This is a genomic window from Agreia sp. Leaf283, from assembly GCF_001422485.1.
In the GTDB taxonomy this organism is placed as follows: domain Bacteria; phylum Actinomycetota; class Actinomycetes; order Actinomycetales; family Microbacteriaceae; genus Agreia.
The window spans coordinates 989790-1015955 of the sequence record NZ_LMNF01000001.1 but is presented as its reverse complement, the minus strand read 5'-3'; the positions used below and the strand labels follow the sequence as shown (position 1 = coordinate 1015955).

Annotated in this window: 23 protein-coding genes; 16 read left to right on the top strand and 7 right to left on the bottom strand. The window is 68.4% G+C overall.

Features of this window, described 5'->3' with window-relative positions; genetic code table 11:
- Positions 1-4: 4 nt before the first annotated feature.
- From ASF51_RS04610 to ASF51_RS04590, 5 genes are all read right to left on the bottom strand, one after another.
- Positions 5-805 carry an ABC transporter ATP-binding protein gene (locus ASF51_RS04610; RefSeq protein ID WP_055925810.1) on the bottom strand — a complete coding sequence of 267 codons (801 nt, stop codon included), beginning with the start codon at positions 803-805 and terminating at the stop codon, positions 5-7.
- Complete coding sequence (locus ASF51_RS04605) at positions 802-1848, bottom strand: branched-chain amino acid ABC transporter permease (RefSeq protein WP_055925807.1); 1047 nt, start codon at positions 1846-1848, stop codon at positions 802-804. The genes ASF51_RS04610 and ASF51_RS04605 overlap by 4 nt, the downstream gene beginning before the upstream one ends.
- Positions 1845-2714, bottom strand: a complete 870-nt coding sequence (locus ASF51_RS04600; protein WP_055925804.1) for a branched-chain amino acid ABC transporter permease — start codon at positions 2712-2714, stop codon at positions 1845-1847. The genes ASF51_RS04605 and ASF51_RS04600 overlap by 4 nt, the downstream gene beginning before the upstream one ends.
- Positions 2711-4444 carry a carbon-nitrogen hydrolase family protein gene (locus ASF51_RS04595; RefSeq protein WP_055925801.1) on the bottom strand — a complete coding sequence of 578 codons (1734 nt, stop codon included), beginning with the start codon at positions 4442-4444 and terminating at the stop codon, positions 2711-2713. Before ASF51_RS04595 ends, ASF51_RS04600 begins: the two co-directional genes overlap by 4 nt.
- 330 nt (positions 4445-4774) lie before the next feature.
- On the bottom strand, positions 4775-5380 hold the full coding sequence (locus ASF51_RS04590; protein WP_055925797.1) for a helix-turn-helix domain-containing protein: 606 nt from the start codon (positions 5378-5380) through the stop codon (positions 4775-4777).
- A 227-nt stretch (positions 5381-5607) separates the two neighbouring features.
- Between ASF51_RS04590 and ASF51_RS04585 the strand changes: the two genes are divergently transcribed.
- From ASF51_RS04585 to ASF51_RS04530, 12 genes are all read left to right on the top strand, one after another.
- The gene (locus ASF51_RS04585) at positions 5608-6786 is read left to right on the top strand and encodes a hypothetical protein (protein ID WP_055925794.1); all 1179 of its coding nucleotides are present in this window, start codon (positions 5608-5610) and stop codon (positions 6784-6786) included.
- A gap of 4 nt (positions 6787-6790) precedes the next feature.
- Complete coding sequence (locus ASF51_RS04580) at positions 6791-8254, top strand: FAD/NAD(P)-binding protein (protein WP_055925790.1); 1464 nt, start codon at positions 6791-6793, stop codon at positions 8252-8254.
- 73 nt (positions 8255-8327) lie between these two features.
- Entirely contained in the window at positions 8328-8837 is a 510-nt protein-coding gene (locus ASF51_RS04575) for an ureidoglycolate lyase (protein ID WP_055925787.1), read from the top strand.
- Entirely contained in the window at positions 8834-9784 is a 951-nt protein-coding gene (locus ASF51_RS04570) for an alpha/beta hydrolase (protein ID WP_055925783.1), read from the top strand. Before ASF51_RS04575 ends, ASF51_RS04570 begins: the two co-directional genes overlap by 4 nt.
- A 241-nt stretch (positions 9785-10025) precedes the next feature.
- A complete protein-coding gene (locus ASF51_RS04565; RefSeq protein ID WP_055925780.1) occupies positions 10026-10706 on the top strand; it encodes a GntR family transcriptional regulator in 681 nt (226 codons plus the stop codon).
- A gap of 173 nt (positions 10707-10879) precedes the next feature.
- Positions 10880-11860 (top strand): phosphoglycerate dehydrogenase, encoded by a 981-nt coding sequence (locus tag ASF51_RS04560; protein ID WP_055925777.1) that lies wholly within the window; start codon positions 10880-10882, stop codon positions 11858-11860.
- 71 nt (positions 11861-11931) lie between these two features.
- Positions 11932-13230 (top strand): ABC transporter substrate-binding protein, encoded by a 1299-nt coding sequence (locus ASF51_RS04555; protein ID WP_055927881.1) that lies wholly within the window; start codon positions 11932-11934, stop codon positions 13228-13230.
- 81 nt (positions 13231-13311) lie between these two features.
- On the top strand, positions 13312-14253 hold the full coding sequence (locus ASF51_RS04550) for a carbohydrate ABC transporter permease (protein ID WP_082479530.1): 942 nt from the start codon (positions 13312-13314) through the stop codon (positions 14251-14253).
- Positions 14250-15140, top strand: a complete 891-nt coding sequence (locus ASF51_RS04545; protein WP_055925774.1) for a carbohydrate ABC transporter permease — start codon at positions 14250-14252, stop codon at positions 15138-15140. The genes ASF51_RS04550 and ASF51_RS04545 overlap by 4 nt, the downstream gene beginning before the upstream one ends.
- Positions 15137-15949: an SDR family oxidoreductase gene (locus ASF51_RS04540; RefSeq protein ID WP_055925771.1), complete on the top strand. Its 813-nt coding sequence runs from the start codon at positions 15137-15139 to the stop codon at positions 15947-15949. The genes ASF51_RS04545 and ASF51_RS04540 overlap by 4 nt, the downstream gene beginning before the upstream one ends.
- Positions 15946-16815, top strand: coding sequence for a dihydrodipicolinate synthase family protein (locus tag ASF51_RS04535; RefSeq protein WP_055925768.1), 870 nt, complete (start codon positions 15946-15948; stop codon positions 16813-16815). Before ASF51_RS04540 ends, ASF51_RS04535 begins: the two co-directional genes overlap by 4 nt.
- Complete coding sequence (locus ASF51_RS04530; RefSeq protein WP_055925765.1) at positions 16815-18479, top strand: hypothetical protein; 1665 nt, start codon at positions 16815-16817, stop codon at positions 18477-18479. The genes ASF51_RS04535 and ASF51_RS04530 overlap by 1 nt, the downstream gene beginning before the upstream one ends.
- A gap of 143 nt (positions 18480-18622) precedes the next feature.
- Here ASF51_RS04530 and ASF51_RS04525 read toward each other — a convergent pair whose 3' ends face one another.
- Entirely contained in the window at positions 18623-20854 is a 2232-nt protein-coding gene (locus ASF51_RS04525; RefSeq protein ID WP_055925762.1) for an LLM class flavin-dependent oxidoreductase, read from the bottom strand.
- Between the two features lie 4 nt (positions 20855-20858).
- Positions 20859-21242: a helix-turn-helix domain-containing protein gene (locus ASF51_RS04520; RefSeq protein WP_055925759.1), complete on the bottom strand. Its 384-nt coding sequence runs from the start codon at positions 21240-21242 to the stop codon at positions 20859-20861.
- A 204-nt stretch (positions 21243-21446) separates the two neighbouring features.
- Here ASF51_RS04520 and ASF51_RS04515 point away from each other — a divergent pair, with 204 nt between their 5' ends.
- The 4 genes from ASF51_RS04515 to ASF51_RS18945 all read left to right on the top strand — a co-directional run bounded on the left by ASF51_RS04515 (position 21447) and on the right by ASF51_RS18945 (position 26092).
- Entirely contained in the window at positions 21447-22037 is a 591-nt protein-coding gene (locus ASF51_RS04515) for a class I SAM-dependent methyltransferase (RefSeq protein WP_055925757.1), read from the top strand.
- 128 nt (positions 22038-22165) lie between these two features.
- Positions 22166-23383, top strand: a complete 1218-nt coding sequence (locus tag ASF51_RS04510; protein ID WP_055927874.1) for a PLP-dependent aminotransferase family protein — start codon at positions 22166-22168, stop codon at positions 23381-23383.
- A 229-nt stretch (positions 23384-23612) separates the two neighbouring features.
- Positions 23613-25202 (top strand): APC family permease, encoded by a 1590-nt coding sequence (locus ASF51_RS04505; RefSeq protein WP_055925754.1) that lies wholly within the window; start codon positions 23613-23615, stop codon positions 25200-25202.
- Between the two features lie 41 nt (positions 25203-25243).
- Positions 25244-26092, top strand: a complete 849-nt coding sequence (locus tag ASF51_RS18945; RefSeq protein ID WP_055925751.1) for an urea amidolyase associated protein UAAP1 — start codon at positions 25244-25246, stop codon at positions 26090-26092.
- Positions 26093-26166: the final 74 nt, after the last annotated feature.

The window sequence follows — 26166 nt, the reverse complement described above, 5'->3', positions numbered from 1 at the left end:
TTGGTCATTTGTCGTCCTCACTCGATCCGAGGTAGGCGCGCAGAACCTCGGGGTGCTCGCGCACCTCGGCGGGGGTGCCCTCGGCGATGATGTTCCCGTTGTCGAGCACCGTGACCTGGCTCGCGACCGACGTGACGAACTCCATGTTGTGTTCGACGACGAGGATCGACAGGTCGGGGCGCGCGATGCGGCGCACGAGCTCCGCGAGGCGCGCGGTCTCGGTGTCGTTGAGTCCGGCGGCCGGTTCGTCGAGCAGAAGCAGCGTGGGCTTGAGCGCGAGCGATCGGGCGATCTCGACCAGGCGGCGGTGCCCGTAGGGCAGCGTGCCCGCCTGTCGTTCCGCATCGCGTTCGACGCCGGTGAGAGCCAGCAGTTCGCGCGCCTCGTGGCGCATCCGGTTCTCGGCCTTTCTGAATCTCGGGCCGAGAGTGATCGCCGAGAACAGGCCGTAGCCGCGTGCGTGGTGCATGGCGACCATCACGTTCTCGAGCACGGTCATCTCATCGAAGAGGCGCAGCGTCTGGAACGTGCGGCTGATTCCGCGGCGGGCGGCGCCCACCGGGTCGCGACCCTTGATGGGGGCGCCGCCGAGGGTCACGGTGCCCTCGTCCCAGCGGTCGACCGCGGAGACGCAGTTGATCAGCGTGGACTTGCCGCTGCCGTTCGGGCCGATGAGGGCGCGCGTCTCGCCGAGGGCGACGCCGAGGCTCACCCCGTTGAGGGCGGTGACTCCACCGAAGCGGCGGGTGAGGCCGCTGATGACGAGCGCCTGGTCGGTGCTGGTGGTGGCGGCGAGCTGGCTCATGACTGGTCTCCCGTTCGAGCGCGTGTTCTGAAGCGGGCCGGCAGCGAGCCGACGAGCCGGAACAGGTTCCAGATGCCGCCGGGGGCGAAGGCCACGACGAGCAGCAGCAGGATTCCGTAGATGAGCAGGTAGTACTCCTGCACCGGGCGCAGCACCTCGGGGAGGAAGGTGAGGACGATCGCGCCGATCACCGCGCCCCAGGGGCTGGCCGCCCCGCCGACCACGATCATCGCGAGGATGGTGACCGACAGCGACAGGTCGTAGGTGCCCGGGCTCACGTAGGTGACGAAGCCGGCGTTCAGGGCACCCGCGAGGCCGGCGAAGATCGCGCCGACCACGAAAGCCAGAACCTTCACCTGGCTGAGCGAGACGCCCATCGATGAAGCGGCCACGTCGCTGTCGCGCACGGCCTGCATCGCGCGGCCGTACGAGGAGTTCTTGATGCGGGTCACGACGAATACCGACAGCACCGCGACGACTCCGATGAACATGGCCCAGTCGGGCACGGTCTTCAGCTCGAAGCCGGCCACGATCGGGGCGACGATATTGCGGATGCCGTTGGCCCCGCCGGTCAGCCAGGTCCAGTTCACGAGGATCAGGGCCACGACCTGGCCGAAGCCGAGGGTGGCGAGCGCGAGGTAGTTGCCGCGCAGTCGCAGCGACGGGATGCCGAGGCCGAGGCCCACGAGACCGCTGAGGATCACGCCGAGCACGAGCGCCAGCCCGAAGTCGAAGCCGAGGGTCGTGACGAGCAGGCCGGTCGTGTAGCCGCCGATCGCGTAGAAGCCGGCCTGGCCGAGCGACACCTGGCCGCTGAGCCCGAAGGTCACATAGAGGCCGACCGCGGCGATGACCATGATCTCGGCGTTGACCGCGATCTGCAGCCAGTAGTTGTTGTCGATGCCCTGCGCGAGGGCGATCACGAGAACGAGCAGCGCCGGCCAGATGAGCCAGGAGACGAGTGTCGTGGCGCGGGTGCGACGCACGGGCGCGGCCGTGGGCAGCGTGGGGGACTGGGGCATCGCGAGCTTCGAGGCGTTCACAGCTTCTCTCCTACCTTGGCCCCGAAGATGCCCTGGGGGCGCACGATCAGGAAGGCGATCATGAGCCCGAAGGCGATGAGGTCCTTGCTGTCTGTGCCGATGAATGTGCCGGCGAGGTTCTCGACCACGCCGAGGCCGACGGCGGCGATGGCCGCTCCCGGAAGATTGCCGAAGCCGCCGATGACGCAGGCGGCGAAGGCCTTGAGGGCGATGAGCACGCCGAGCCCGACCGTGACGGAGAACATGGGTGCGACGAGGATTCCGGCGACGCCGGCGAGGCCCGTACTGATGGCGAACGCGATGATCACTAGGCGACCGGTGCGGATTCCCATGAGCTGCGCCGTGTCGGAATCGACCGAGGTCGCTTCCAGCTGGCGTCCCAGGCGGGTCTTGGTCAGCACCAGGTGGAGTGCCACGATGAGCACCGCCGAGATCACGATGAGAAAGAGCGAGACCGTGCTGATGCGCGAGCCGAGAAAGTCGATCGAGACGTTGGGCACGAGCGAGGGCAGGGTGCGCGGGTTCGGTCCCCAGATCAGTTGCGCCGCCTGGGTCAGCACGATGCCGACCGCCACGGTCGAGATGATCATGGATGCGTGGGGCTTGTTGCGCAGCGGACGGTACGTCACGCGCTCCATGGCCACGCCCGCGAATGCCGCGGCGCCGACTCCGAGTAGAGCAGCGGCGATCAGCGGGATCCCGGCGATGCCCGCGACCGTCGACGCGACGAAGGCGCCGACCATCACGAACTCGCCCTGGGCGAAGTTGAGCACTCCCGACACCCGGTAGGTGAGCAGGAAGCTCACGGCGAGCAGCGCGTAGATGCCGCCGATCGCGAGTCCTGAGACGAGGGGCTGGATGATCACGTGGTCACCGCCGGCGCGACGAACGCGTCGTAGAGTGCCGGATTGCGGGTGCCGACGGGGTCGAGGTGGAAGCCCTGCATCTTGCTGTGCGAGTCCATGAGGTCGACTACGAGGAAGATGTTCTCCTCGAAGCCGGTGCGGGAGACGTAGGCCGTGGGGTATCGCATCAGCGCCACGGGCTGACCGGGGATGAAGCGGTCGGCCACCACGATCTGGCTGCCGAGCACGGCGGGGTTGTCGGTGCGCGAGGTCGAGACGAGGTGCGTGCGATTCTCTTCGGTGCGCTCGGTCGCGGCCTGCGTCGCTGCCTCGACGCGATCCCAGCTGGTGGGGTGGGCGATCACCTCGGCGCCGCGCAGGGTGAGGATGCGCGCGATCTCCGGCATCCAGATCTCGTTGCCGATCATCAGGCCTATCGCGCCGATCGGCGTGTCGGCGACCACGAACTCGTCGCCCGCCGTCGCCCAGGCGCGCTCGGCCTCGCCGAGGTGTGCCTTGCGGTACTTGGCGAAGACCTCGCCGGTGTCGGAGAGCAGGTAGGCAGTGGAGAAGTAGCGGGGCGAGCCGTCGTCTGCGGTGTCTCGTTCGACGAGGTTCACGACGGCCCACATGCCCGCTTCTTTCGTCGCAGCCAGAAGCGTCTCGAGCACGCTCTCGGAGAGGGCGGCCGCCGCCTGGACGTCGGCCTCGACCTCGCCGGGCGCGAAGCAGAACAGTTCGGGAAAAACGCCGAGCTGCGTGCCGCGGCTCGCCGCGTAGGTGATCTGGCCGACAGCGCGGCTGATGGTCCACGACTGCGCGTGGTACCAGGAGATCTGCAGGGTCGCCACGGCCAAAGGCTTGGCGGGGGTTCCGGATGCGACGGGCCCGTAGTCGACGACGTGACTGTCGAGCGGCGCGACCAGTTCGGCGTAGAGCTCTGGGCGGCGGAACGCGTCGAAGTCGCCGATGTCGCGCAGCCGCTTGGGGAACGAGGTCGCCGGCGTGATGTCGGCCCACACCATGCCCTCGTCTGTCTCGCCCGCGTTGGCGAGGATGTCGCCGACGGGGCTGATGACCTGCGAGCCGCCCGTCCAGGGGTAGCCGTCGGCCGGTCCGCCGACCGTGTTGGCCGCGATGTGCCAGACATGGTTTTCGATGGCGCGCAGCGGCTCGTGCACGCGCATCTCGTCGGGGCCGCGGGAGTTCAGCGAGTTGGCCAGGATCTCGGCACCCTTGAGGGCGAGGATGCGGGGAACCTCGGGAACGATGCCATCGGCGCACATGAGCATGCCGATTCGTCCGATCTCGGTGTCGATGACCTCGAGCTGCTTCGTGCCGGGCGTGAAGAGCGTGTACTCGTAATCCCAGAACACCGTCTTGTGGTGCACATGCAGGATGTCGCCGGTCGGGCCGATGAGCACCTGGGCGATGTTGACGTCGGGTGCGGTCTCGGCACGCAGGTCGACGCCGATCACGACGTGGATGCCGAGCGTCGCGGCCTCCGCGCGGATTCCGGTGATGAAGTCTCCGTCGAGCGTCTCGCTCTTGTCGAAGCAGTCTTCACGTGACGAGTAGGTGCGAACGCGGTTCGAGTTCTCGGGGGTCACCAGCAGCTTCGCGCCGGCGGCGGCGGCCTGCCGCATGTAGTCCACGACGATGGCGAGGTTGGCGGTGACGTCTTCGCCCGAGAAGAATTGCGCGGTCGCAACGCGCACGGTGCCGGCGGGAGACAGGGTGACAGGCGTCATTCTCAGACTTTCCATATTGTGTAAATCGCATTCTCACTTTGAGATATGGCGAGCGTAAACAACACCTGTCGAGCCAGTCAATTTCGTTTTCGGGCCCGCTCGTGCTCCGAAATATTGGCGAAACAATTCGAAGGCTGCCGCGGGACAGCACTCCCGGGCGAACTCGGAGCGGCAAAATCCGCGCGCCTATTCGGAATCGAGGGGATGCGAGCGCGCAGGTCATCACCGGAGTCCGCAAACTCAGGCGGTACTGGATGCGCTCCCGAACAGGAACGAGAACCGCTCAGAATTAACGCGGCCGTAACGCGGGAGTACCCTTGTGCTCGCGAGCTAGCCCGAGGCGCCCGGCCTCAGAACCTCTTTCACCACGATCATCCGATACGGCTCGCCGTCGCTCGAGCAGATACGGTGCTGGGTTCCCCCCTTGAAATAGGCGGAGTCCGACGTCTCCAATGCGAAGAGCCCGTCGTCGCCCAGATCGAGCCTGATCGACCCCTCGATCACATAGAGGAACTCGTCTTCGTCGTGCTGGAAGAAGTCGCCGAACTCCGAGTTCTCGCCACGTACATCCATCGGCAGAAGTGCCACATCGCCGCGCACGAGGATGCGACCCTGGCCCGACCCGAACCCACCCTCAGAGCCTTCTCGTCCGCGCACGATGTCGACGCGCGGCGCGGGCTGGTCGAGGGGCACCGTGCTCGAGGCTCCGGCGGCGAGCAGCTCGACCTGGCTGCTGCCGAGGGCACGCGCGATCCTGCCGAGCGAACCGATGCTGGGCTGGGCCAGGCCCCGCTCGACCTGGCTCAGGAACGGATGCGACAGCTCGGCCATCTTCGCCAGCTCGACGAGCGTCAGCCCGCGTTGGCGCCGGATGCTGCGGATCCGGTTGCCGAGGTCGGGCGACTCCCGCGGGTCGATGGTTGCGTTCGGCGACATGGAGTTCCTCAGTGGATCGAAGACGACGGCATCCGTCGGCGGAGTGCCGACAGGAGCGTCGCTGCCAAATTTACACGCCGCATTTCTGCCGTCACACGGCTGAAACATCGCGACACTACTTTAGCTTTTATCAACATTGTGTTGAACCTATCAACATTCTTGTTGATGACCACTCGCCCAGCACCCGCTCCACACCACCTCCCCACTCATCCACATCAGGAGACGACATGCGCAGCACCCGAACCAGGCTCATCGCAGCCAGTGTGGTGGCCCTCTCGGCCGTCACCCTTAGCGCCTGCAGCACCGACGCATCCGGCACCACCGACTCGAGCACGTCGAGCGATCTCGCGATCGGCTCGACCGACCTCGCGGCGGCCGGATGTCCCGCCAACGTGGTCATCCAGACCGACTGGAACCCCGAGGCCGAACACGGCCACCTCTACGAGCTGCTCGGCGACGACTACACGATCGACGCCAGCAACAAGCTCGTCTCGGGACCGCTCATGTCGAAGGGCGAGTACACCGGAGTCAATGTCGAGATCCGCGCCGGCGGCCCGGCCATCGGCTTCCAGTCGGTGTCGAGCCAGATGTACACCGACACCGACATCACCCTGGGCTACGTCGTCAGCGACGAGGCGATGCAGGTGTCGGACTCGCTTCCGACGACCGCGGTGTTCGCCCCGCTCGACAAGAGCCCCCTCATGGTCATGTGGGACCCGGCGACCTATCCCGACGCCGAGACCATCCCCGACGTCGTCGCCGAGGGCGCCATCGTGCGCTACTTCGACGGCTACACCTACATGGAGTACCTCAAGTCGACCGGCGTCATCCCCGCCGAGCAGGTCGACGGCGGCTACGACGGAACGCCGGCCAGCTTCGTTGCGGCGGCCGGCAAGGACGCGCAGCAGGGCTTCGCCTCGGCCGAGCCGTACATCTACCAGAACGAGGTGTCGTCGTGGGGCAAGCCGGTCAAGTACCAGCTGATCCACGACCTGGGCTACCAGCCCTACATCTCGGCAATGGCCGTGCGCTCGGGTGAGCTCGAAGACCTCTCGCCCTGCCTCACCGCACTCGTGCCGGTTCTGCAGCAGGCCGAAGTCGACTACTACGCCGATCCGGCCGCAGCGAACTCCCTGATCCTCGACCTCGTCGACCAGTACGACACCGGCTGGGTCTACACGCAGGGCGTCGCCGACTACTCGGTCAAGACGCAGCTCGAGCTGGGCCTGGCGAGCAACGGCGACAACGACACGGTCGGCGACTTCGACACCGACCGCGTCGGCGACCTGCTCACGAAGGTCGCCCCGATTTTCGACAAGCTGGGAACGCCGGTCAAGTCGGGCCTCACGGTCGACGATCTCGTGACCAACGAGTTCATCGACACGTCCATCGGCCTCGACAAGTAATCGAATGAACCAGCTGCCCGGCGCACACGACATAACGGCGACGAACGCCCTGGCCGAGAGAGCGAGAGCCGAACGCGCTCAACTCGCCTATCCCGACAGGGTCTGGACGAATCCGGGGCTCTCGGCCTCGGGCGAGGCCATCGACGACGTGGTCATCGTGGGCGCCGGGCAATCCGGGCTCGGCATCTACGAGGGGCTTCGTCGCGACGGCGTCGCGCGCATCCGTCTCGTCGACGCCGCCCCGCCCGGCCGGGAGGGCGTGTGGGAGACGTTCGCCCGCATGTCGACTCTCCGCACGCCGAAGATCCTCAACGGGCTCGACTTCGGCCAGCCCTCGCTCTCCATCCGCTCCTGGTACGTGGCCCGCCACGGCCAGACCGCTTGGGACGAGCTGCACCAGATCGGCCGCAGCGACTGGGCCGACTACCTCGCCTGGTATCGCGAGACCCTCGAGATCCCGGTCGAGAACGGCGTGACTGTCACTGATGTGCGATCGAACGGCACGGATGGCGTGGTCGTCGAGGCCCAGACCCCCGACGGCCCGCGGTCGTTCGCCGCGCGCACGGTCGTGCTCGCCACCGGGTATGACGGCGCGGGCAGCTGGTCGGCTCCGGCGATCGTGCAGGATGCCGTCGAACCGGCGCTCTGGAGCCACTCCAACGGTGACATCGACTTCGCCGCGCTCGCCGGACTTCGCGTGGGCGTGATCGGGCACGGCGCATCCGCGTTCGACAATGCCGCATCGGCCCTCGCGGCCGGAGCGGCCAGCGCCGACCTGCTCTTCCGGCGCGCGGCACTCCCGCGCGTCAACCCGCTCCGACACGTCGAGACCGCCGCTCTGATGGGGCACTACCCTGCCCTGTCCGACGAGACCCGCTTCGCCATCGCGCGCTTCATCAAGCGCGTCGACCAGCCGCCGGCGGAGTCGGGCTACCGGGCCGCGAACGCGATGCCCGGCTTCGCGATGCATCCGTCGTCGCCACTCGTCTCCGTCGAGCAGGTGGGGCAGACCGTGCACGTGACGACCCCGCAGCGAACGTTCGTGTTCGACCACCTCATCTGCGCGACGGGGCTGCGAGTCGAGCTCGAGAACCGAGCGGAACTGCAGACGCTCGCCCCGCTCGTCTCGCGCTGGAGCCAGCGGCGGCCCGACCTCGCCGGCGGTAGTGGCGAGAACGGCGAGGCCGGCCAGACCGATGCGACCGACCACGCCCTGGGGCAGTACCCCTACCTCGGCCCGTCGTACGAGTTCACCCCGGTCGACGACGCTCACGACTGGGTCTCGCGCGTCTTCGCCTTCAGCGGGCTGGGCTTCATCAGCCAGGGGCCCCACTCCACCTCGATCAGCGGGCACAAGCACGCGATCCCGCGCGTCGTTCGAGGCATTACGCAACGCCTCCTGCTCGACGAACAGCCCCGCATCCTCGACGACCTCGCGGCCTTCGACACCGCCGAGCTCTACCTCTGAACGCGACGAACGCGACGAACCCGACCGCCCTCTCCACCCCGACCGACCCCACCGCCCCACGAAAGGACAACCCATGACCACTCAACTCACCGAGCGCATCCTCGAGGTGCACGACATCACGGCCGAGAACTTCGCCCCGTTCGGCACCCTGATCGAGCCAATGGAGGACGGCACTCCCTTCGGCGAGCTCGACGCCAAGCTCGACTTCAGCGCCGGAACACCCCGCTTCTACGCCATGAAGCTCGTGGGTCGGGGCACCTCGTTCACCCGCATCACGCGGCACCGCCAGGTGTCGCAGCTGCTCGCATCCGTCGGCGGACACGAGTGGGCGATCGCCGTCGCTCCCCCGCTCGACCCCGAGAACCCGGATGCCGCCCCGAACCTCGACGACATCACGGCGTTCCGCATTCCCGGCGACGTCGCGATCGCCCTGCACCGCGCCGCCTGGCACGCCGGCCCCCTGCTGCCGAAGGGCGCGGAGCAGTCGTTCTTCAACCTCGAGCTGGCCGACACGAACGTGGTCGATCACCAGAACTTCGAGATCGGCGCCACGCACGGCATCACCATGACCCTGGCGCTGTGACGGAGGCCCCGGCCGAGCTGCAGCTCGACCCCCGTCTCACCGATCCGGATGCCGCCCGGCACGTCGCGCGGATGCTGCAGCAGGGCGCGGGTCAGCTTCCCGGCCCCCTCGCTGGCGTGGATGCTCTTCGCCAGCGCACGCGCAAGACTCGCGCCCCCGACGCGGCCGGCATCAGAACGGTCGACGTCTCCGTTCCGACGAGGGAGGGCAAAAGGGCAGGCCGCCTCTATGTTCCCGCCGAGGGATCGTCGGGCTCCGTGCTCTTCCTGCACGGCGGCGGCTGGATGAACGGCGACCTCGAGATGAACGATGCGCTCTGTCGCGACCTGGCCGTCGCATCCGGGGTCACCCTGCTCAGCCTCGACTACCGACTGGCGCCCGAGCATCCTTTTCCGGCCGCGATCGACGACTCGGCCGACGCCCTCCGCTGGATGGCGGCCGGCGCCGACGGCCGACTCAACGAGGGCCCGCTGGCCGTCGCGGGCCACAGCGCCGGCGGAAACCTGGCCGCCGTGATCGCGCAGCAGAGTCGTGACGGGGTGCTGCCGGCGATCGCGCATCAGCTGCTGCTCTGCCCGGTTCTCGACCACGACGTCGACCGCCCGTCGTACCTCGAGAACGCCGCCGGTCTGCCGCTGACCCGCGACGACATGATCTGGTACTGGCAGCTGTACCTGCCCTCCGCAGAGTTGCGGTCGCACCCCGACGCGAGCCCGCTGCGCAACGAGAACCTGCGGGGGCTCGCGCCGGCCACGATCGTGGTGGCCGAGGCGGATCCGCTCTGCGACGAGGGCGTGGAGTACGCGCGTCTTCTCGAGGAGCAGGGCGTCGAAGTTCGCCTGCTGCAGCAGCCGGGAGTGCCGCACCTGTTCCTCAATTTTCCCGACATGCCGTCGAAGTCGGCGGCGATCGCCTTCGCCGGAGCCGCCCTGCGCCCCGTTCCCTGAGCCTGTCCAAGGGAGCCCGTTCCACGCCGATCGCGTGACGCACTGAGGTGCGGAAAGTGGCCGCTTCGACGACGGATGACGCGGCCACTCTCCGCACCTCAGTGAGGCTGTGGCCTCGATACGGCCGCAGGCGGCCTACTCGACCAGCGCGGGAGGGTGCAGGGCCCGTTCCCTGAGCTTGTCGAAGGGCGTGTCGGCGGCGGGCAGGTACCATACTGTCAACTGTCAACGAAAGGCGCTCATGGTCTTCACCGCACATTCTCCGCGCCCCCTCGCCATGGGAGAACAGATCTCGCACAAGCTGCGGGTCGACATCATCTCGGGCTCGATCGCCGACGGCACCCACCTGTCGGAGGACAGCCTGGCCACCCGCTTTGACGTGAGCCGCGGGCCCGTGCGCGACGCGCTGCGCCAGCTCGAGAGCGAAGGCCTGGTCGACAACCGGCGCAAGCGGCTCTACGTGAGCTTCCGGGGCCAGCGCGACATCGAAGAGCTCTACTCCCTGCGCGAGAGCCTCGAGTCGATGGCCCTGCGACTGGCCATCGAGCGAACGAGCACCGAGGGCTGGGACGAGGTGCAGCAGCTCGTCGACGCGATGGCTGCGGCCGCGAAGAGCGGCGACCCCGAGGCGTTCGACCTCGCCGACATGGAGTTCCACACCAGCTTCTACCGCCTCTCCGAGCACCGCCGACTGGCGGAAGCCTGGCGCCCCTACCAGCGCACCTTCGAGGTTCTGCTCGACATGAGCAACACCGCAGACATGGATGCCGCGGTCATCGACCATCAGGGATTCCTCGACGTCGTGCGGGCCGGCGATCCGGATGCCGCGGTCGAGCGACTGCACGACCACCTGATGCGGGCCAAGGGTCGTGTGAGAGACGCCATCCAGTGGTCGGCCGACTCGTCGACCGACGCGGTGTGACACCGATCCCGAACCAACTTCCACAAAAACTGTTAACAGTTGCCAAAAAAGCTTGACGGGCCGATAGTGCATCTCATACGTTGACTGTTAACAAGTTACAGTTCCTCGATCAATGGCGACGAGCAACGCGGTTCTCCGGAACGCTGCCTGGGCCATAGAAAGCGACCCTCCTCATGGCGTCTCCCTCCTCGATCGGATCCGGTCGAACCGTGATCGTCGGCCCCGTGCGTTACGCAGAGCTCTGCGCCGCCGGCCGCGAGCTGCTGATCGAGAACGGTTTCACCCTCGTCGAGAACGAACGGTCCGTACCCTGGACGGCCGACGACCTGGCCGCGCTGCTCCCGACGGCCGCGGCATCCGTCTGCGGCGTCGAGGTCTTCGACCGTGACGCGCTGGCCCTGGCGCCCGAACTCCGCATCATCTCCCGCCTCGGCGTCGGCCTCGACAACATCGACCTCGCCGCGGCGCGCTCCCGCGGCGTCGACGTCGTGAACGCCCCGGGCGGCAACGCAGCGGCCGTGGCCGAGCTGGCACTGGGCCTGCTGCTCTCCGTCTACCGCCAGATCCCCGCCATGAACTCGGGAATCCGCACGGGAATGTGGGATCGCTTCGTGGGTGCCGAGATCTCGGGCAAGTCGATCGGCCTGATCGGCTTCGGCGCCGTCTCGAGGCTGCTCGCCCGTCGACTGGCGGGGTTCGACGTCGACATCGTGGCCTACGACCCGTTCGGCGACACCGACGAGGCTGATCGACTCGGCGTGCGCCTGGTCTCGCTCGAAGACGCGGTCTCGAACGTCGACGTCGTGAGCGTGCACGCTCCCCACGTCGAGTCCACCCATCACCTGGTCGACGCCGGACTGCTGGCATCGATGCGGCCGGGCACCGTGCTGCTGAACACCAGCCGCGGCGGCCTCGTCGACGAGTCGGCCCTCACCGACGCACTCGAATCCGGCCACATCGCCGGTGCCGGGCTCGACGTGTTCGAGGTCGAGCCCGTCGCATCCGACAACCCGCTGCTCGCGTTCCCGAACGTGATCGCGACCACGCACGCCGCCGCAGACAGCCTCGAGGCCTACCACCGCATCGGACTCTCGACGGCCCAGGCCATCGTTGACGTCTTCTCCGGTCGACGCCCGCAGGCACTGGCCAACTGATTCTCACCCCGCATTCCCGCACCAGAACACTCCACGCACACTCACCCAGAGAACAACGGAAAGGATCAATGATGATCACTCGATCACGACGAAACCGACGGGCAGCCCTCGCGGCACCCCTCGCGCTCGCCCTCGCGGCAGGCCTGATGGCCTGCGCGGGCGGCGGCGGCTCCTCGGAGAAGGTCACCGACCTCACCCTCATCGCGGCGAACAGCCCCTGGACCGAGGGACTGAAAGACCTCGCGACCGAATACGAAGACGAGACCGGGGTTAAGGTCAACCTCGAGTTCTACGGCAACGAGCAGCTGAACGACACCCTCAAGGTGAAGCTCAACGCCCAGTCGAGCGACTTCGACATCTACGGCTACCAGGTGCAGGACATCATGCGCGAGTTCAGCCGCAACGGCTGGCTCGCCGACATGACCGACTACGTCGAGAGCGACGCCGACTGGAACTGGGACGACTTCCAGGAGTCGTCGCGAGACGCCGTGACCCTCGACGGCGTCGTCTACGGCGTTCCCGTCATGACCGAGCGCCACATCATGTACTACCGCGCCGATCTGCTCGAGGCGGCGGGCATCCCCGTTCCCACGACGCTCGACGAGCTCGACGCCGCGGCCGCGAAACTTAACGACCCCACCAACGGCTTCTACGGCATCGCGATGCGCGGCGCCAAGGTGCCCCTCGTCACCCAGTTCTCCTCCTTCCTCTACAGCTACGGCGGCGACTTCCAAGACGAAGACGGCAACGCCACGGTCGACACCCCCGAGGCCAAAGACGCCTACGCCTTCTACGGCAAGCTGCTGAAGGACTACGGCCCTCCCGGAGCGACGAACATGGGCTGGCCCGAGGCCTCCGCGATATTCGCGCAGGGCAACGCCGCGTTCTACCTCGACGCCGACAGCCAGGCGTACACCTTCCTCGATCCGGCCAGCAGCGCCGTCGTCGACACCGTCGCATACGGTGCCTTCCCCGAGGGACCTGCCGGATCGCATCCGTACAGCATCGTGCCGCAGACCGTGGGCATCAACGAGTACTCGAAGAAGAAGGACGCCGCCTGGGAGTTCATCAAGTGGGTCACCAACGAGGAGAACAGCAAGACGCTGCTCGCCGATGACACCGTGCCGAGCGCCCGCGACTCCTCGTGGGCCGACGACGCGGCGACCGCATCCTTCCCCGCCGGTCTCGTCGAGATCGTGCGCAACAGCGAGGGCACGGTCGGGCACGACCGCCCCCAGCTCGAGAAGGTGGCCCAGGCCCGAGAGATCGTGGGCGCACCGGCCATCAGCGCCATCGAGGGAGGGGACGTCGATTCGGCCGCCGACAAGGCGAACACCGACTTCCAAGACCTCCTCGACGGCGAGAAGTAACGCCTCGTGCCGGGCGGGCGCTCACCCAGCGCCCTCCCGGCACACCCCCGAACAACACCCTCACGACATCGAAGGCAGATCATGACAACGACCAGTCACCCGAGCTACCTCGCCCCGAAGAGGCGGCGCGGCAGCGGGCTCACCACGTGGGCCGACCGGCACATCAAGTGGCTGTTCACCGCCCCTGCCATCGTGTTCGTCGCCCTGCTCATCATCTTCCCCATCGCCTACACGGTGTTCCTCTCGTTCACCGACTCGGCCAGCTCCGTGACCCGGCCCTTCTCGTTCGTGGGCTTCGAGAACTACGGCAAGTGGCTCGGCGACTTCGAGCGCTTCTGGCCCGCCGTGGGCCGCACCGCCTACTTCACGATCACGGCCCTCGTGATCGAGCTCGTTCTCGGCCTCGCGATCGCACTCCTGCTGCGCAAGACCTTCCGCGGCCAGAGCATCGTGCGGGTCTTCATCCTGCTGCCCCTCGTCGCGACCCCCGTCGCCGTGGGCATGATGTGGCTGCTCATCTTCGAACCTTCCATCGGCTTCGCCAACGTGCTGATGAAGTCGCTCGGCCTGCCCGCGCAGCTCTGGCTGTCGGGAACCGACACGGCACTCAACACCATCGTCTTCATCGACGTGTGGCAGTGGACCCCGATGGTCATCCTCATCCTCCTCGCCGGCCTGTCGACCCTGCCCGAGGAACCCGACGAGGCCGCCCGCGTCGACGGCGCCAACGCCTGGCAGCGGTTCCGCCACATCACCCTGCCCCTGCTGATGCCCACCCTGGCGGCCGCCGCCATCCTGCGCTCGATCGATGCGATGAAGACCTTCGACATCATCTACGCCACGAAGGGCCGCACCGGCGGCTCGAACAACGAGGCCGAGACGCTCAACATGCTCGCCTACAACGAGAGCTTCGGAAACTCGCAGTACGGCAGCGCCGCCGCCCTGCTGATGCTGTTTCTCATGTTCATCATCATCATCCTCACCGCACTCACCATCCTGCGCTCGAAAGGACACCGAGCATGACCGCCACCGCCCAGCGGCCCACGCGCTCCCCCGCCGCCACCGCTCGCGTCTCGCCACCGGCTCCCCGCCGCCGCAAGAAGCGCCTGCTCGGTCCGACCCTGCGCACCATCGCCATCGTGGTCGTGGTACTCCTCTTCGTGCTCCCCCTCGGCTGGATGCTCATGGCCGCGTTCAAGACGAACCTCGACATCGTGACGCCGTCGCGCACCTTCGACTTCACGCCGACCCTCGACAACTTCGGCACGGTGTTCGGTGCGCAGGACTTCGCACCGTTCATCGTGAACAGCGTGGTCGTGGGCGTCGGAGCCACGATCGTCGCCCTCGTACTCGGGGTCCCCGCGGCCTACGGCATCGCCCGGTACCGCATCCGCAACGCGACCGCGTTCGTGCTGCTCGCCCGCGTCATCCCGGGCGTGAGCCTGCTCATCCCCTGGTACTTCCTGTTCAGCCAGGTGCAGCTCGTCGGAACCTATACGGCGCTCATCCTCACCCACATCTTCGTGACGATGCCACTCGTGGTGGCCATCATGGCCGGCTTCTTCGAGGGCCTGCCCGAAGAGCTCGAGGAGGCCGCCCAGATCGACGGCTCCAGTCGTGTCGGCGCCTTCGTGCGCGTCGTGCTGCCGCTCGCTCTTCCGGGTGTGGCGACCAGCGCGATCCTCGCCTTCATCTTCAGCTGGAACAACTTCCTCTTCGCGCTCGTGCTCTCGAACCAGGAGACGCGCACCCTGCCCGTGGCCATCTCGAACTTCACCAGCTACGCCTCGGTCGACTGGGGCGGACTGATGGCCGCGTCGGTCATCATCACGGTTCCCGTGATGCTCGTCGCGCTGTTCGCGCAGCGCTACGTGGTCGCCGGTCTCACGGCCGGGGCGACGAAGGGATGACCGCGGGCACGCATCCGGTCGCCTGGATTCTGGGTGGCGGAAGCGGCATCGGGGCGGGTTCCGCCAGAGCTCTCGCTGACGCCGGCTACACCGTGGTGGTCTCCGGCCGACGCGAGGCCGAGCTGCAGCAGGTCGTCGACGCGCACGACGGGCGGCCGGGCCGCATCGTCGCGCTGCCCGTTGACGTCTCCGCATCCGCCGGCCCGGCCAGCCCGGCGGCGGCCCTCGCGCTCATCGAAGCCGAGCACGGCGAGGTGCAGGTGCTCGTGTACTCGGCCGGCACCAACGTGACCGCCCGCTACTGGAGCGATACCGACCCCGAGGACTTCGCCCGCGTGCTCGACGTGAATCTCACGGGCGCGGTCCGGGCCGTCCACGCCGTTCTGCCGGGCATGCGCCGGGCGCAGAACGGGCTGCTGATCCTCGTGTCGTCGTGGGCTGCCTGGCGCTTCGCGCCCACCGCGGGCGCCGCGTACTCCGCCAGCAAGACCGCGCTCGGAGTACTCGCCGAGACCCTGAACGTGCAGGAGCGCGAGCACGGCATCCGGGCCACGCACCTGTGTCCCGGCGAGGTGCGCACCGACATCCTCAAGACCCGACCGATCGTGCCCACCGAGGCCGAGCAGCAGCTGATGCTCACAGCCGACGACCTGGGCGAGACCGTGCGCTATCTCGCGGCGCTGCCCTCGCGCGTCTGCATCAACGAGCTCGTGATCACCCCGACCAGCAACACCTCCTACTCCGCGGCCAACGCGGCGGCTCGCGCACCCGCGGCCGACACTCCACCCAGCAGAAAGCGAATCCCATGACACGCCGCGACATCCTGACCGCCGTTCCCGTCGCCTTCCACGACGACGGAACCCTCGACCTCGACGGCTCGCGCGAGATCCTGCGCTACGTCGCAGCATCGGGCAACGAGGGCGCGTTCGTGCTGGGCACCACCGGCGAGTTCCCCTCGCTGAGCTTCGAGGAGCGCGGGCAGCTCACGGCCCTCAGCCTCGAGGAGCTCGCCGGCGCCATGCGCGTCGTGGTGCACGTGGGCGCTCCCAGCCTCTACGAGGTGCTGCGACTCATCGACCAGGCGCGAGACCTGGGCGCCACAGAGATCGCGGTGCTGACGCCCTACTACCTGCCCTCCGACGACGACGCCCTGCGCGAGTTCTTCACGGCGGTCGACGCCGCGGCCGAGGGCCTGTCGGTCTACATCTACGTCTACCGCAAGCGCAGCGGCAACTTCGTGAGCGCCGAGCTCATGGCCGAGCTGGCCCGGCTGCCGCACATCGTGGGCGCCAAGGTCAGCGAGGAGCCCCTCGACGTCATCGCCCAGTACCGCGCCGTGGTGACCGACGACTTCGTGCTCTACACCGGGGCCGACGCCGAGCTCGCGGCTGCCGCCGACTTCGGCGCACAGGGTGTCATCTCGGGCGTCTCGTCGGTGCTCCCCAAGCCGTTCCGCGCCCTTGCCGCCGCCGCCGAATCCGGCGACCCCGAGCAGCTCGCCGCGGCGCAGGCCGACGTCGACACCGTGGTCACGGCCATCGCCGGCAACATGGGCCGAATGAAGGCCGCCTACCGCGTGCTCGGAGTCAACGGGGGCACCACCCGCATGGCCATCACGCCTCCCGACGCCGATGCGCTGGCCGAGATCGAGCGCGTGACGGAGCTGCACCGCTGATGAGCACGTCCTACTCCCTCCCCGAGGTGCGCGACCGCGGCATCGTCGCCCCGAAGACCGCCTATCTCATCTCCAGCGGAGACCTGCGCGAATCGGCCAACACCGCCGGCTGGCCCACCCAGCAGCAACTCGAGGCGGCCCTCACCGAGGCCTTCGCGAAGCAGGGCTGGAGCGTCGTGCGCGCCCACGGCGTCGACCCCGTCACCGGCCACGGCTTCATCTCGAGCCAGCGCATGGGCCTCGACGTGTTCACCACGATTCCGCCCGACGCGCCCCTGATCGTGGCCGAGGCCGTGTGGCAGTACAGCCACCACGTTCTCGCCGGACTCCGCACGCACCGCGGTCCCATCCTCACGGCCGCCAACTTCGCGGGCGAGTGGCCAGGACTCGTGGGCCTGCTCGGCCTCAACGCCGGCCTCACCAAGATGGGCACCCCGTACTCCACGGTGTGGAGCGTCGACTTCACCGACGACTGGGCGCACGACCGTATCGCCGAGTGGATCGCGACCGGCGGCATCCGGCATGACGATTCTCACGTGCGCGCGTTTGGGCCCGTCGACTCGCTCGCGGCGACGCCCGAGGTCGAGCTCGGGCGGGCGCTCGCGCACCAGCTGCATACCGACAAGGCCATCATCGGCGTCTTCGACGAGGGCTGCATGGGCATGTACAACGCCATCATCGACGACGAGCTGCTCAACTCGATGGGCATCTACAAGGAGCGGCTCTCGCAGAGCGCCCTCTACGCCGAGATGCAGAAGGTCGACGACGAGACGGCCGATGCCGTCGGACGCTGGCTGCTCGACGCCGGAATGACCTTCAAGCTGGGCACCGACGATGCCACCGAGCTCACCGAGCGCCAGCTGCGCGAGCAGTACAAGATGTACGTCGCCGCGCTGCGCATCAGCGACGATTTCGGACTCGATGCCGTGGGCATCCAATACCAGCAGGGTCTCAAAGACCTGACCCCGGCATCCGATCTGCCCGAGGGGCTGCTCAACAACGTGGAGCGCCCGCCGGTCACGTCGCGCGACGGGTCGCGCGTGCTGTGGGAGGGCAAGGCGCTTCCCCACTTCAACGAGGCCGACGAGGGCGTCGCCGCAGACGCGCTCATCACGAACCGGGTGTGGACGGCGATGGGGCTCGACCCCGCCACGACGCTGCACGACGTGCGCTGGGGGGAGGAGTTCGACGGGCAGTTCGTGTGGGTCTACGAGATCTCGGGCTCGGTTCCGCCGTCGCACTTCGAGAACGGTTACGCGGATGCGGTGGGCTGGCGACAGGGCCCGGTGTTCTTCCCGGCCGGCGGTTCCACGATCACGGGCGTCTCGAAGCCCGGCGAGATCGTGTGGTCGAGGCTCTACATCGCGGGCGGCGAGCTGCACCTCGACATCGGCCGCGCGTCGGCGGTGTCGCTGCCGGCCGAAGAGACGTCACGCCGGTGGGAGGCCACCAACATCGAGTGGCCCATCATGCACGTGGTTCTGCACGGCGTCAGCCGCGACCAGTTCATGGCCCGGCACAAGGCGAATCACGTTCAGGTCGCGTATGCACCGGATGCGGCGACCGCCGATGCAGCCCTGCTTGCCAAGGCGGTGGCCTTCGCTGAACTCGGGGTGCACGTGCACCTCGCGGGCGACGTGCCCCTCGCGACGGCCGTTCCCTGAGCGGCCCCGTTCCCCGAGCGACCCCGTTCCCTGAGCGGCCCCGTTCCTGAGCCTGTCCAAGGGAGCTCGCCCTCGGCCGGTCGAGTTGCCCGAATCCGCCGCCTCATTCGCGATCGATGGGGCCGAATCGGGCAACTCGGCGGTCAGCCCAGCGGGGCCGGTTCCGCGGCGACTCCGAAGTTGTCTTTGAACACGAAGTCCGGGTCGACCTCGGCCTTGATCGCGCGGAGCCGCTGCAGCGTCGCCGGCGGAAAGGCCTGCGCCACGATCTGCTCGCCCGTGCGGCTCTCGAAGCTCAGGTACAGGCCGTCGAAGTGCTGCGCCAGGTCGTCCCACAGCTGCTCGAACCGGGCACTCCGCCCGACCGAGGTGATCGAGAAGTTGGCCGACCTGTGGGCGTAGGCCGTCGCATCCGGGGCCACGTCGTTGATCGCGCCGCCCACCGGGCGGATCTGGAACCACGGCGCCGAACCCGACGTCGCCAGCGCGGCCGCGGCCCGCGCGGTGTCGGCATCCAGATGCTCGACCAGCCCCGAGCGGAACGACGGCTCGCCCTGCCCGTTGTGCGCGACATCCGAGGCGTTCGCCATGACCGCCGCGTACGGCAGCAGTTGCACCTGCTGGCCGACCAGCGGTGCGAGCGCAGCGAAAGGCTCGAGCCTCGCGATGATCGTGTCGGGGTCAGAGGAGTTCACCACTCCGTACATCTGCGCCGTCGCGGGCTCGGCCGGGCGACCGCCGCTGAGGATCACGAAGAGCGTCGTGTCGCGGGGAGACTGCTCCTGCAGGGCTCCGAAGCGCTCGAGGAAGTCGGCCGCGTCGTCGACCTGGAAGGCCAGCTGCGCCCATCCGACGTCGCCCACCGGGTCGGCCACGAAGTCGAACGACACCACGATGCCCACGTTGGCACCCGCGCCGCGCACGGCCCAGAACAGCTCGGGGTTCTCGGTTGCCGAGGCGTGCGCGACGGTTCCATCGGCGAGCACCACGTCGGCGGCCACGATGTGGTCGATCGTGAGCCCGTGCTCGCGCCCGAGAAAGCCCACGCCGCCGGCCGTCGCGAGTCCGCCCACGCCGACTCCGCCGTAGTCGCCACTCGAGAGCGCCAGTCCGAAGGGCTGCAGGGCGGCGGCCACGTCCATCCACCGGGCGCCAGGGCCGATGCGCACGAGCCGGGTGTCGGCATCCAGAACCTCGATCTCATTGAGGTTCTTGAGGTCGATCACGATGCCGCCGTCGTTCGTGCTGCGACCGCTGATGCCGTGGCCGCCGCTGCGGATGCCGAGCGGCAGCGACGGGTGCCGTCGCGCGAACGCGAGCGCGTCGCGCACCTCGTCGACCGTGCGCGGACGCAGCACGAGACCCGGCGCACCGCCCCGCATATAGGTGGAGCGCACCGACGCGTACGCCGTGTCTCCCGGCTCGATCGCGGTCTCGCGCAGCGACTCGGGCAGCTCGTCGTAGGCGATGCCCTCGCGCCTCAGCGCGATCGCCCTGGCGGGCCGGATGCTGTCGGTCGCCACGGTTCCGCGGCTCGCGCGCTCCGTCGCCACCGCTTCACGCACCGGCTCCATGACCTGCTCGGCGAAGCGCTGCAGCGCCGACGGGTCGTCGCCCATCACGATGAACGTGCCCACGCCGTCGTCGAGTGCCATGCTCGTGAGCTGGTCGACGCTCTCGGTGCCGGTGATGTTGAGCATCCTCCTGACTTCCGCAGGTTTGCGCCCCGCCTCGGCCGCCGCGTCGTCGATGCGCGCGTTGCCCGATTGCAGGTCGCCGGGCTTGAGGTAGGGCAGGCTCGGCAGCCATCCATCGCCCTTTTCGCCTGTGAGCCGCAGCATGCGCGGCTTGTACGCGCCCACCCAGATCGGAATGTCGTGCGCCGGCGCCGGCCCCCGCTTCGCCCCGTTGACCGAGTAGTACTCGCCGCCTCTCAGCACGGAGCGCTCGCCCGCCGCCCAGATGCCGCGCATGATGTCGATGGCCTCGCTGAGGGCATCCACCGCCTGCCCCGGGGTAAGGCGACGCCCGCCCATCGCCTCGATCGCATCCCAGAAGCCGCCCGCGCCGAGGCCGAGGCCGAAGCGGCCGCCACTCAGCAGATCGAGCGACGCGGCAGCACGGGCCGTGACCGGCGCGGGTCGCAGGGGCAGGTTCAGCACGTTCGGGGCGATATGGATGCGCGTGGTCGCCGACGCGACGAACGACATCAGCGTCCAGGTGTCGAGAAACGACGACTGGTACGGGTGGTCTTGAAAGGTCACGAGGTCGTAGCCGAGGGTCTCCGACAGCTGCGCGAGCTGAACCGGAGCCTGCGGCTGGGCGGCCGACGGGGTGATGAAGGTGCCGAAACGGAGGGTGTGTCCGTAGTCCATGGTGCTACTTCTTCTCTGCGGGAGTGGTGTCTTGCTCGTTCTCGGCGGGACGCTCGAGGTTGGCCGCGGCCCACTGTCCGAGCTGCTCGAGCAGGGGCAGCAGCTGCTCGCCCTGCGTGGTGAGCGCGTAGGTGACGGCGACCGGAGGCCCGGCGTCGACGCTGCGGGTGAGCAGCTTCACCTCTGCCAGGCCGGTGAGGCGGTCGGAGAGCATGGCGTCACTGATGCCCGGAACGCCGCGCTTGAGCGCCGCAAACGAGAGCACGCCGGAGCCGAGCGTCGAGAGGATCATGCCGTTCCACCGCTTGCCCAGGATGCTGAAGGCCAGGCTCACGGCGGCGTCGCAGGTGTGCAGATCGATGGACGGGGCATCAGGCTTCGGGGTCATGCCCCTAGGCTACGCCGCTAGTTTTCTTAAAGCAACTCTGAAAAGCAGAGTTCTCTCGCCGCGGACGTCATCCATCCGTCAGTCGATGCTCTTCTGCGCGTGGGTGAGAGCGTTTTCTGACGGATGGATTCCCTTCGACAAGCTCAGGGAACGGGAGGGACGAGTCGACTCGGTACGCTCGTAGCTCGCGGAGGAGGGGACTACATGAACGAGGTTGCCGAGGCCTACGGAGCGAGAGCCGCCGAGTACGTCGAGCTGCTCGGCTCCATCGACGCCATGCACCCCTCCGATCGCGAGCTCATCGGCACGTGGGGCGACCAGCTCGTCGGCGCCGCGATCGATGCCGGATGCGGCCCCGGCCACTGGACGGACTTCCTCGCCCGACGCGGCGTCGACATGCGCGGCGTCGACCTCACGCCCGCGTTCGTCGAGCACGCGCGCCTGCACTACCCCGAGCTGCGGTTCGCGACGGGCAGCGTCGACGCGCTCGACGCATCCGACGCCTCTCTCGGCGGCGTGCTCGCCTGGTACTCGCTGATCCACCACGCACCGGATGCGATCGGCTCGGCCCTCGACGAGATCGCGCGCGTGCTGCGCCCCGGCGGGCTGCTGCTGATCGGGTTCTTCGTCGGCTCCGCCGTCGAACCCTTCGATCACGCGGTCACGACGGCCTACCGCTGGCCCGTGGCCGATCTGGGCGAGCGGCTGCGCGCATCCGGATTCGAGATCGTGGAGAGCCACACGCGCACCGGCGTCGGATACCGCCCGCACGGCGCCATCGTAGCCAGGCGGTAGCGGCGCCGGCCGGTCGTGACGTTGTGTTTCACCGGGTGGCGAAGGGTTACGCGAGGTGTCATGCGGAGCGACGCGGCTCCACGAGCATGGGTCGCACCGCGCACGAGCCCATTTTCGAGGAGACCCCCATGACCATTCAGACCGAGGCGCCCACGTCGGCCGACGCGTCGACCGTACGGCGAACGGCGCTGATCTCCGCGTTCGCCACCCCCAAGGGTTTCGGTGACGCCACGCTTCGCGACCCCCGTGCCGATGCGATCGAGCTGCTCGGCGGCGTGCCCGATCCCAGCGTGCTGCCCTCGGCCGAGCTCGCCGAGGCCACGGCCCGCGTGCTCTCGCGACCGGGCGTTCCGGCGCTGCAGTACTCGCGCACCGAGGGCATCTCGCCGCTTCGCGAATGGATAGCGGAGCGCGAGGGCGTCGCGGTGGAGCGCATCATCGTGACCAACGGAGGGTTCCACGGCCTCTCGCTCGCCATCCAGACGGTGGTCGAGCGCGGTGACTTGGTCGCCGTCGACAACCCGATCTTCCCTCTCTTCCTGCGGGGCCTCGAGTTGTCGGCCGCCGACATCCTGCCCATCCGGATCGGGGCGAACGGACTCGACCTCGAGCAGCTGGCCGATCGCCTGCGTGACGGCGTGCGACCGAGCGCGCTGTACACCGTTCCTGACTTTCACAACCCGTCACAGGGGTCGCTGACGGCGGAGGGGCGCGCCGAGCTCGTGCGTCTTGCCGAGCACTACGGCTTCGTGGTGTTCGCCGACAACCCCTATCGCGAGCTCTGGTACTCGGGCGCGCCGGAGAGCTCACGGGAGTTCAACTCTTCACCGCAGGTCATCCACATCAACACCTTCACGAAGACGCTCGGACCAGGCCTTCGTCTCGGGTGGGTTGTGGCGCCGGAAGGCCGTTCGGCGGACATCCTCGCCCTGCGCAGCCGTCAGGATTCGCACAGCTCGACGCTCGTGCAGGCGATCGTCGGCGAGCTGCTGACCAGCGACCCGACCCTGTTCGACACCACCCTCGATCGCGCCCGCGCCCTGTATTCGGAGCGGGCCCGGGCTCTCGTCGCGGCGCTCGAGCGCGAGGCTCCGGGAGCGTTCGAGGCGACAGTTCCAGGCGGTGGACTGTTCTTGTGGCCGCGACTCGTCGACGATGCGATCGACGCGGACAGGCTCGCAGCCGACGCCAGCGCCGAGGGCGTCGAGTATCAGCGCGGCGCGTTCTTCGCCTCCGGCCCCGGAACGGACTCCGCGCGCCACCTGCGGCTCGCCTACGGAAACGTCGACGTCGCCCTGCTCGAGGAGGCGGCCGCGCGCATAGGCCGCGCGCTCCGCAGGCAGTAGCTTTCGGGTCGCCTGCCCGCTCGCGACTTGCCACAAAATGCTCTCTCCGGCCAGAAACTGCGCGTTTTGCGGCAAGTCGAGGCCCGCCCGAGGCCAGAAGTACGTCCGCGCCGCCGAAACCCAGAGTTAACACGGGTGAAACGGCGCCGCAATTGCGATCGCCCAGCATGAGAACATCACCTGTCAATCGACAGGTATTCGAGTTGTTCTTCTGCGGAAGGTCGTGCCCATGAGCACCCTGGAACCAACCCCGATCCACCCCGCTCCATCTCAGAACCACAAGGTCTACCGTCAGGAACTGCACCGCGGTGTGGGCTCCTTCGCGTCGTTCGCGGCCGGATTCTCGTTCGTGTCCATCCTCACTACCGTGTTCCAGCTCTTCGGGCTCGGCTTCGGAATCGGCGGGGCCGCGTTCTTCTGGACCTGGCCGCTCGTGTTCGCCGGCCAGCTGCTCGTGGCCCTCAACTTCGCGCAGCTCGCCGCGCGCTGGCCCATCGCCGGCTCCATCTTCCAGTGGGCGTCGAGACTCGCGGGCACCACCTTCGGCTGGTTCACCGGCTGGGTCATGATCGTCGCGCAGACCCTGACCGTGGCCGTGGCCGCGATCGCCGTGCAGGCAGTTCTCCCCGCGATCTGGGATGGCTTCCAGATCGTCGGCGGGCCGACCGCCGACCCCTCGCTCGCCTCGGCCACCGGAGCGCAGAACGCCGTGCTGCTCGGCGTGATCCTGCTGGTGATCACCACCGTCGTCAACATCCTCAGCGTGCGCATCATGGCCCTCGCCACGAGCGTGGGCGTGCTCATCGAGATCGTCGGAGTGGTCGTGCTGGTCGTCGCGCTGCTGCTCCTGCCCGCGCGCAGCCCCTCCGCCGTCTTCACCACCGACGGGGCGGGCGCCACCGACTCCCCCTACATCTGGGCTTTCCTCGCCTCGTCGCTCATGGCGGCGTACGTGCTCGTTGGCTTCGACTCCGCCGGTGAGCTGGCGGAGGAGACGCACGCTCCGCGCCGAACGATTCCCAAGACGATCATTCGAGCGGTCGTCGTGTCGGGACTCGGCGGAGCGCTGCTGATCATCGCCGCCCTCGTCGCCGCACCCAGCCTGACCGACGGAAACCTCGCCGGCGGCGGAATCGCCTACGTCGTCACCGAGCGCCTCGGCCCGGTGTTCGGTCGACTGCTGCTCGTGGCCGTCGCGGTGGCCGTGTTCGCCTGCACATTGGCGGTGCAGACATCCGGCTCGCGCATGATGTTCTCGATGGCCCGCGAGCGCGCCCTGCCGTTCTGGCGCACCCTCGCCGCCGTGTCGCCGCGCACCGGCACCCCGATCGCCACCAGCGTGGTCGTCGGCGTGGGCGCGGCCCTTGCCCTCGCGGTGAACTTCGGACAGTCGGCCATCTTCACCGCCCTCTCGAGCCTCTGCATCGCCATGCTCTACCTGGCCTACCTCGGAGTCACCGTGCCGCTGCTCGTGCGCCGGTTCAGAACGCCCGACCAGGGTTTCCCGCCCGGCGTCGACGAAGACGGCAAGCCGCTCTTCACCCTGGGCCGCTGGGGAATCCCGGTGAACGTGATCGCCGTGGCCTACCAGATCGGCATGGTCGTGAACCTGGTCTGGCCCCGCGCCGAGATCTACGACCTCACCGGCGAGACCTGGTGGCTGCAGTGGAGCGCCCTGCTCTTCATCGGCGCCACGCTCGTGGCGGGCTTCCTCGTGCACCGCCACGGCCGCAGCCGACACGGCGCGATCCTGCTCGGACACCTGCCGACCTCGGCCGTGCCCGGGGCGCAGGCGGGCGCCGTCGCCACGATCGCCTAGAACACCACTACCCGCACCACCCGAAAGAGAGCACCGGCACCATGACCTCGATAGCCGACGACCACCAGACCGACAGCGTGCTGGCGGCGAGAGCCGACGCACGCGCGCAGGCCGAACGCACCTCGGAGTACATGCCCTACCGACCCGCCTCGTCGTCGCCGGTGGTTCCCAAGGGGGTCGATCGCGACGCCCTGGTCTGGGCCGAGACGGTCGCCCCCGGCGGGTACACGCACAAGGTCATCGCCCGCGGCACGCGGCTGCGGCTCGACGACCCCACGGGCACGGCATGCGCTCACGTCGTGGTGTTCAACGCCCTCGAGACGAACGAACGGCTCAACGTGGCCGACACCATCAAGATCCCGTGGCAGGCCTACCTCGGGGCAGGTCACCCGCTGCTCTCGGGCGACGGCCGCGCGCTGGCCACCATCACCTCCGACACCTCGGGCCACCACGATACGTTCTGCGGCACGAGCACCGACGAGTCGACCACGGCGAAATACGGATCGGCGGCTCCCGAGGGGCCGTCGCCATCCGGCCGCTCGCGCTTTCTGCTGGCCGCGGCCAAGCACGGGCTCACCGGGCGCGATCTGCCGCCGAGCGTCTCGTTCTTCCAGGGCGTTCGGGTCGAACCGGATGGCGCGCTGACCTTTCTCGGCAGCGCCGGTGCGGGCGCGCACGTCGAGCTGGTGGCCGAGCTTCCGCTGGTCGTGCTGATCGTCAACGTGCCTCATCCGCTCGATCCGGCCGACGACTACCTGGTCGGGCCGCTCGTCGTGCACGCCTGGCCGGGCGAGCCCACCCTGCCCGGCGACCCGCAGTTCACCGCGACGCCCGAGGTGAACCGCGCCTATCTGAACTCGATCGACTACGCGGAGGCCCGAGCACTGTGAGCACCAGCACCAGCACCACCCCAACAAGCACCGGCACCGCCACCGGCACCACCACCCACACCGTCGCAGGCCGC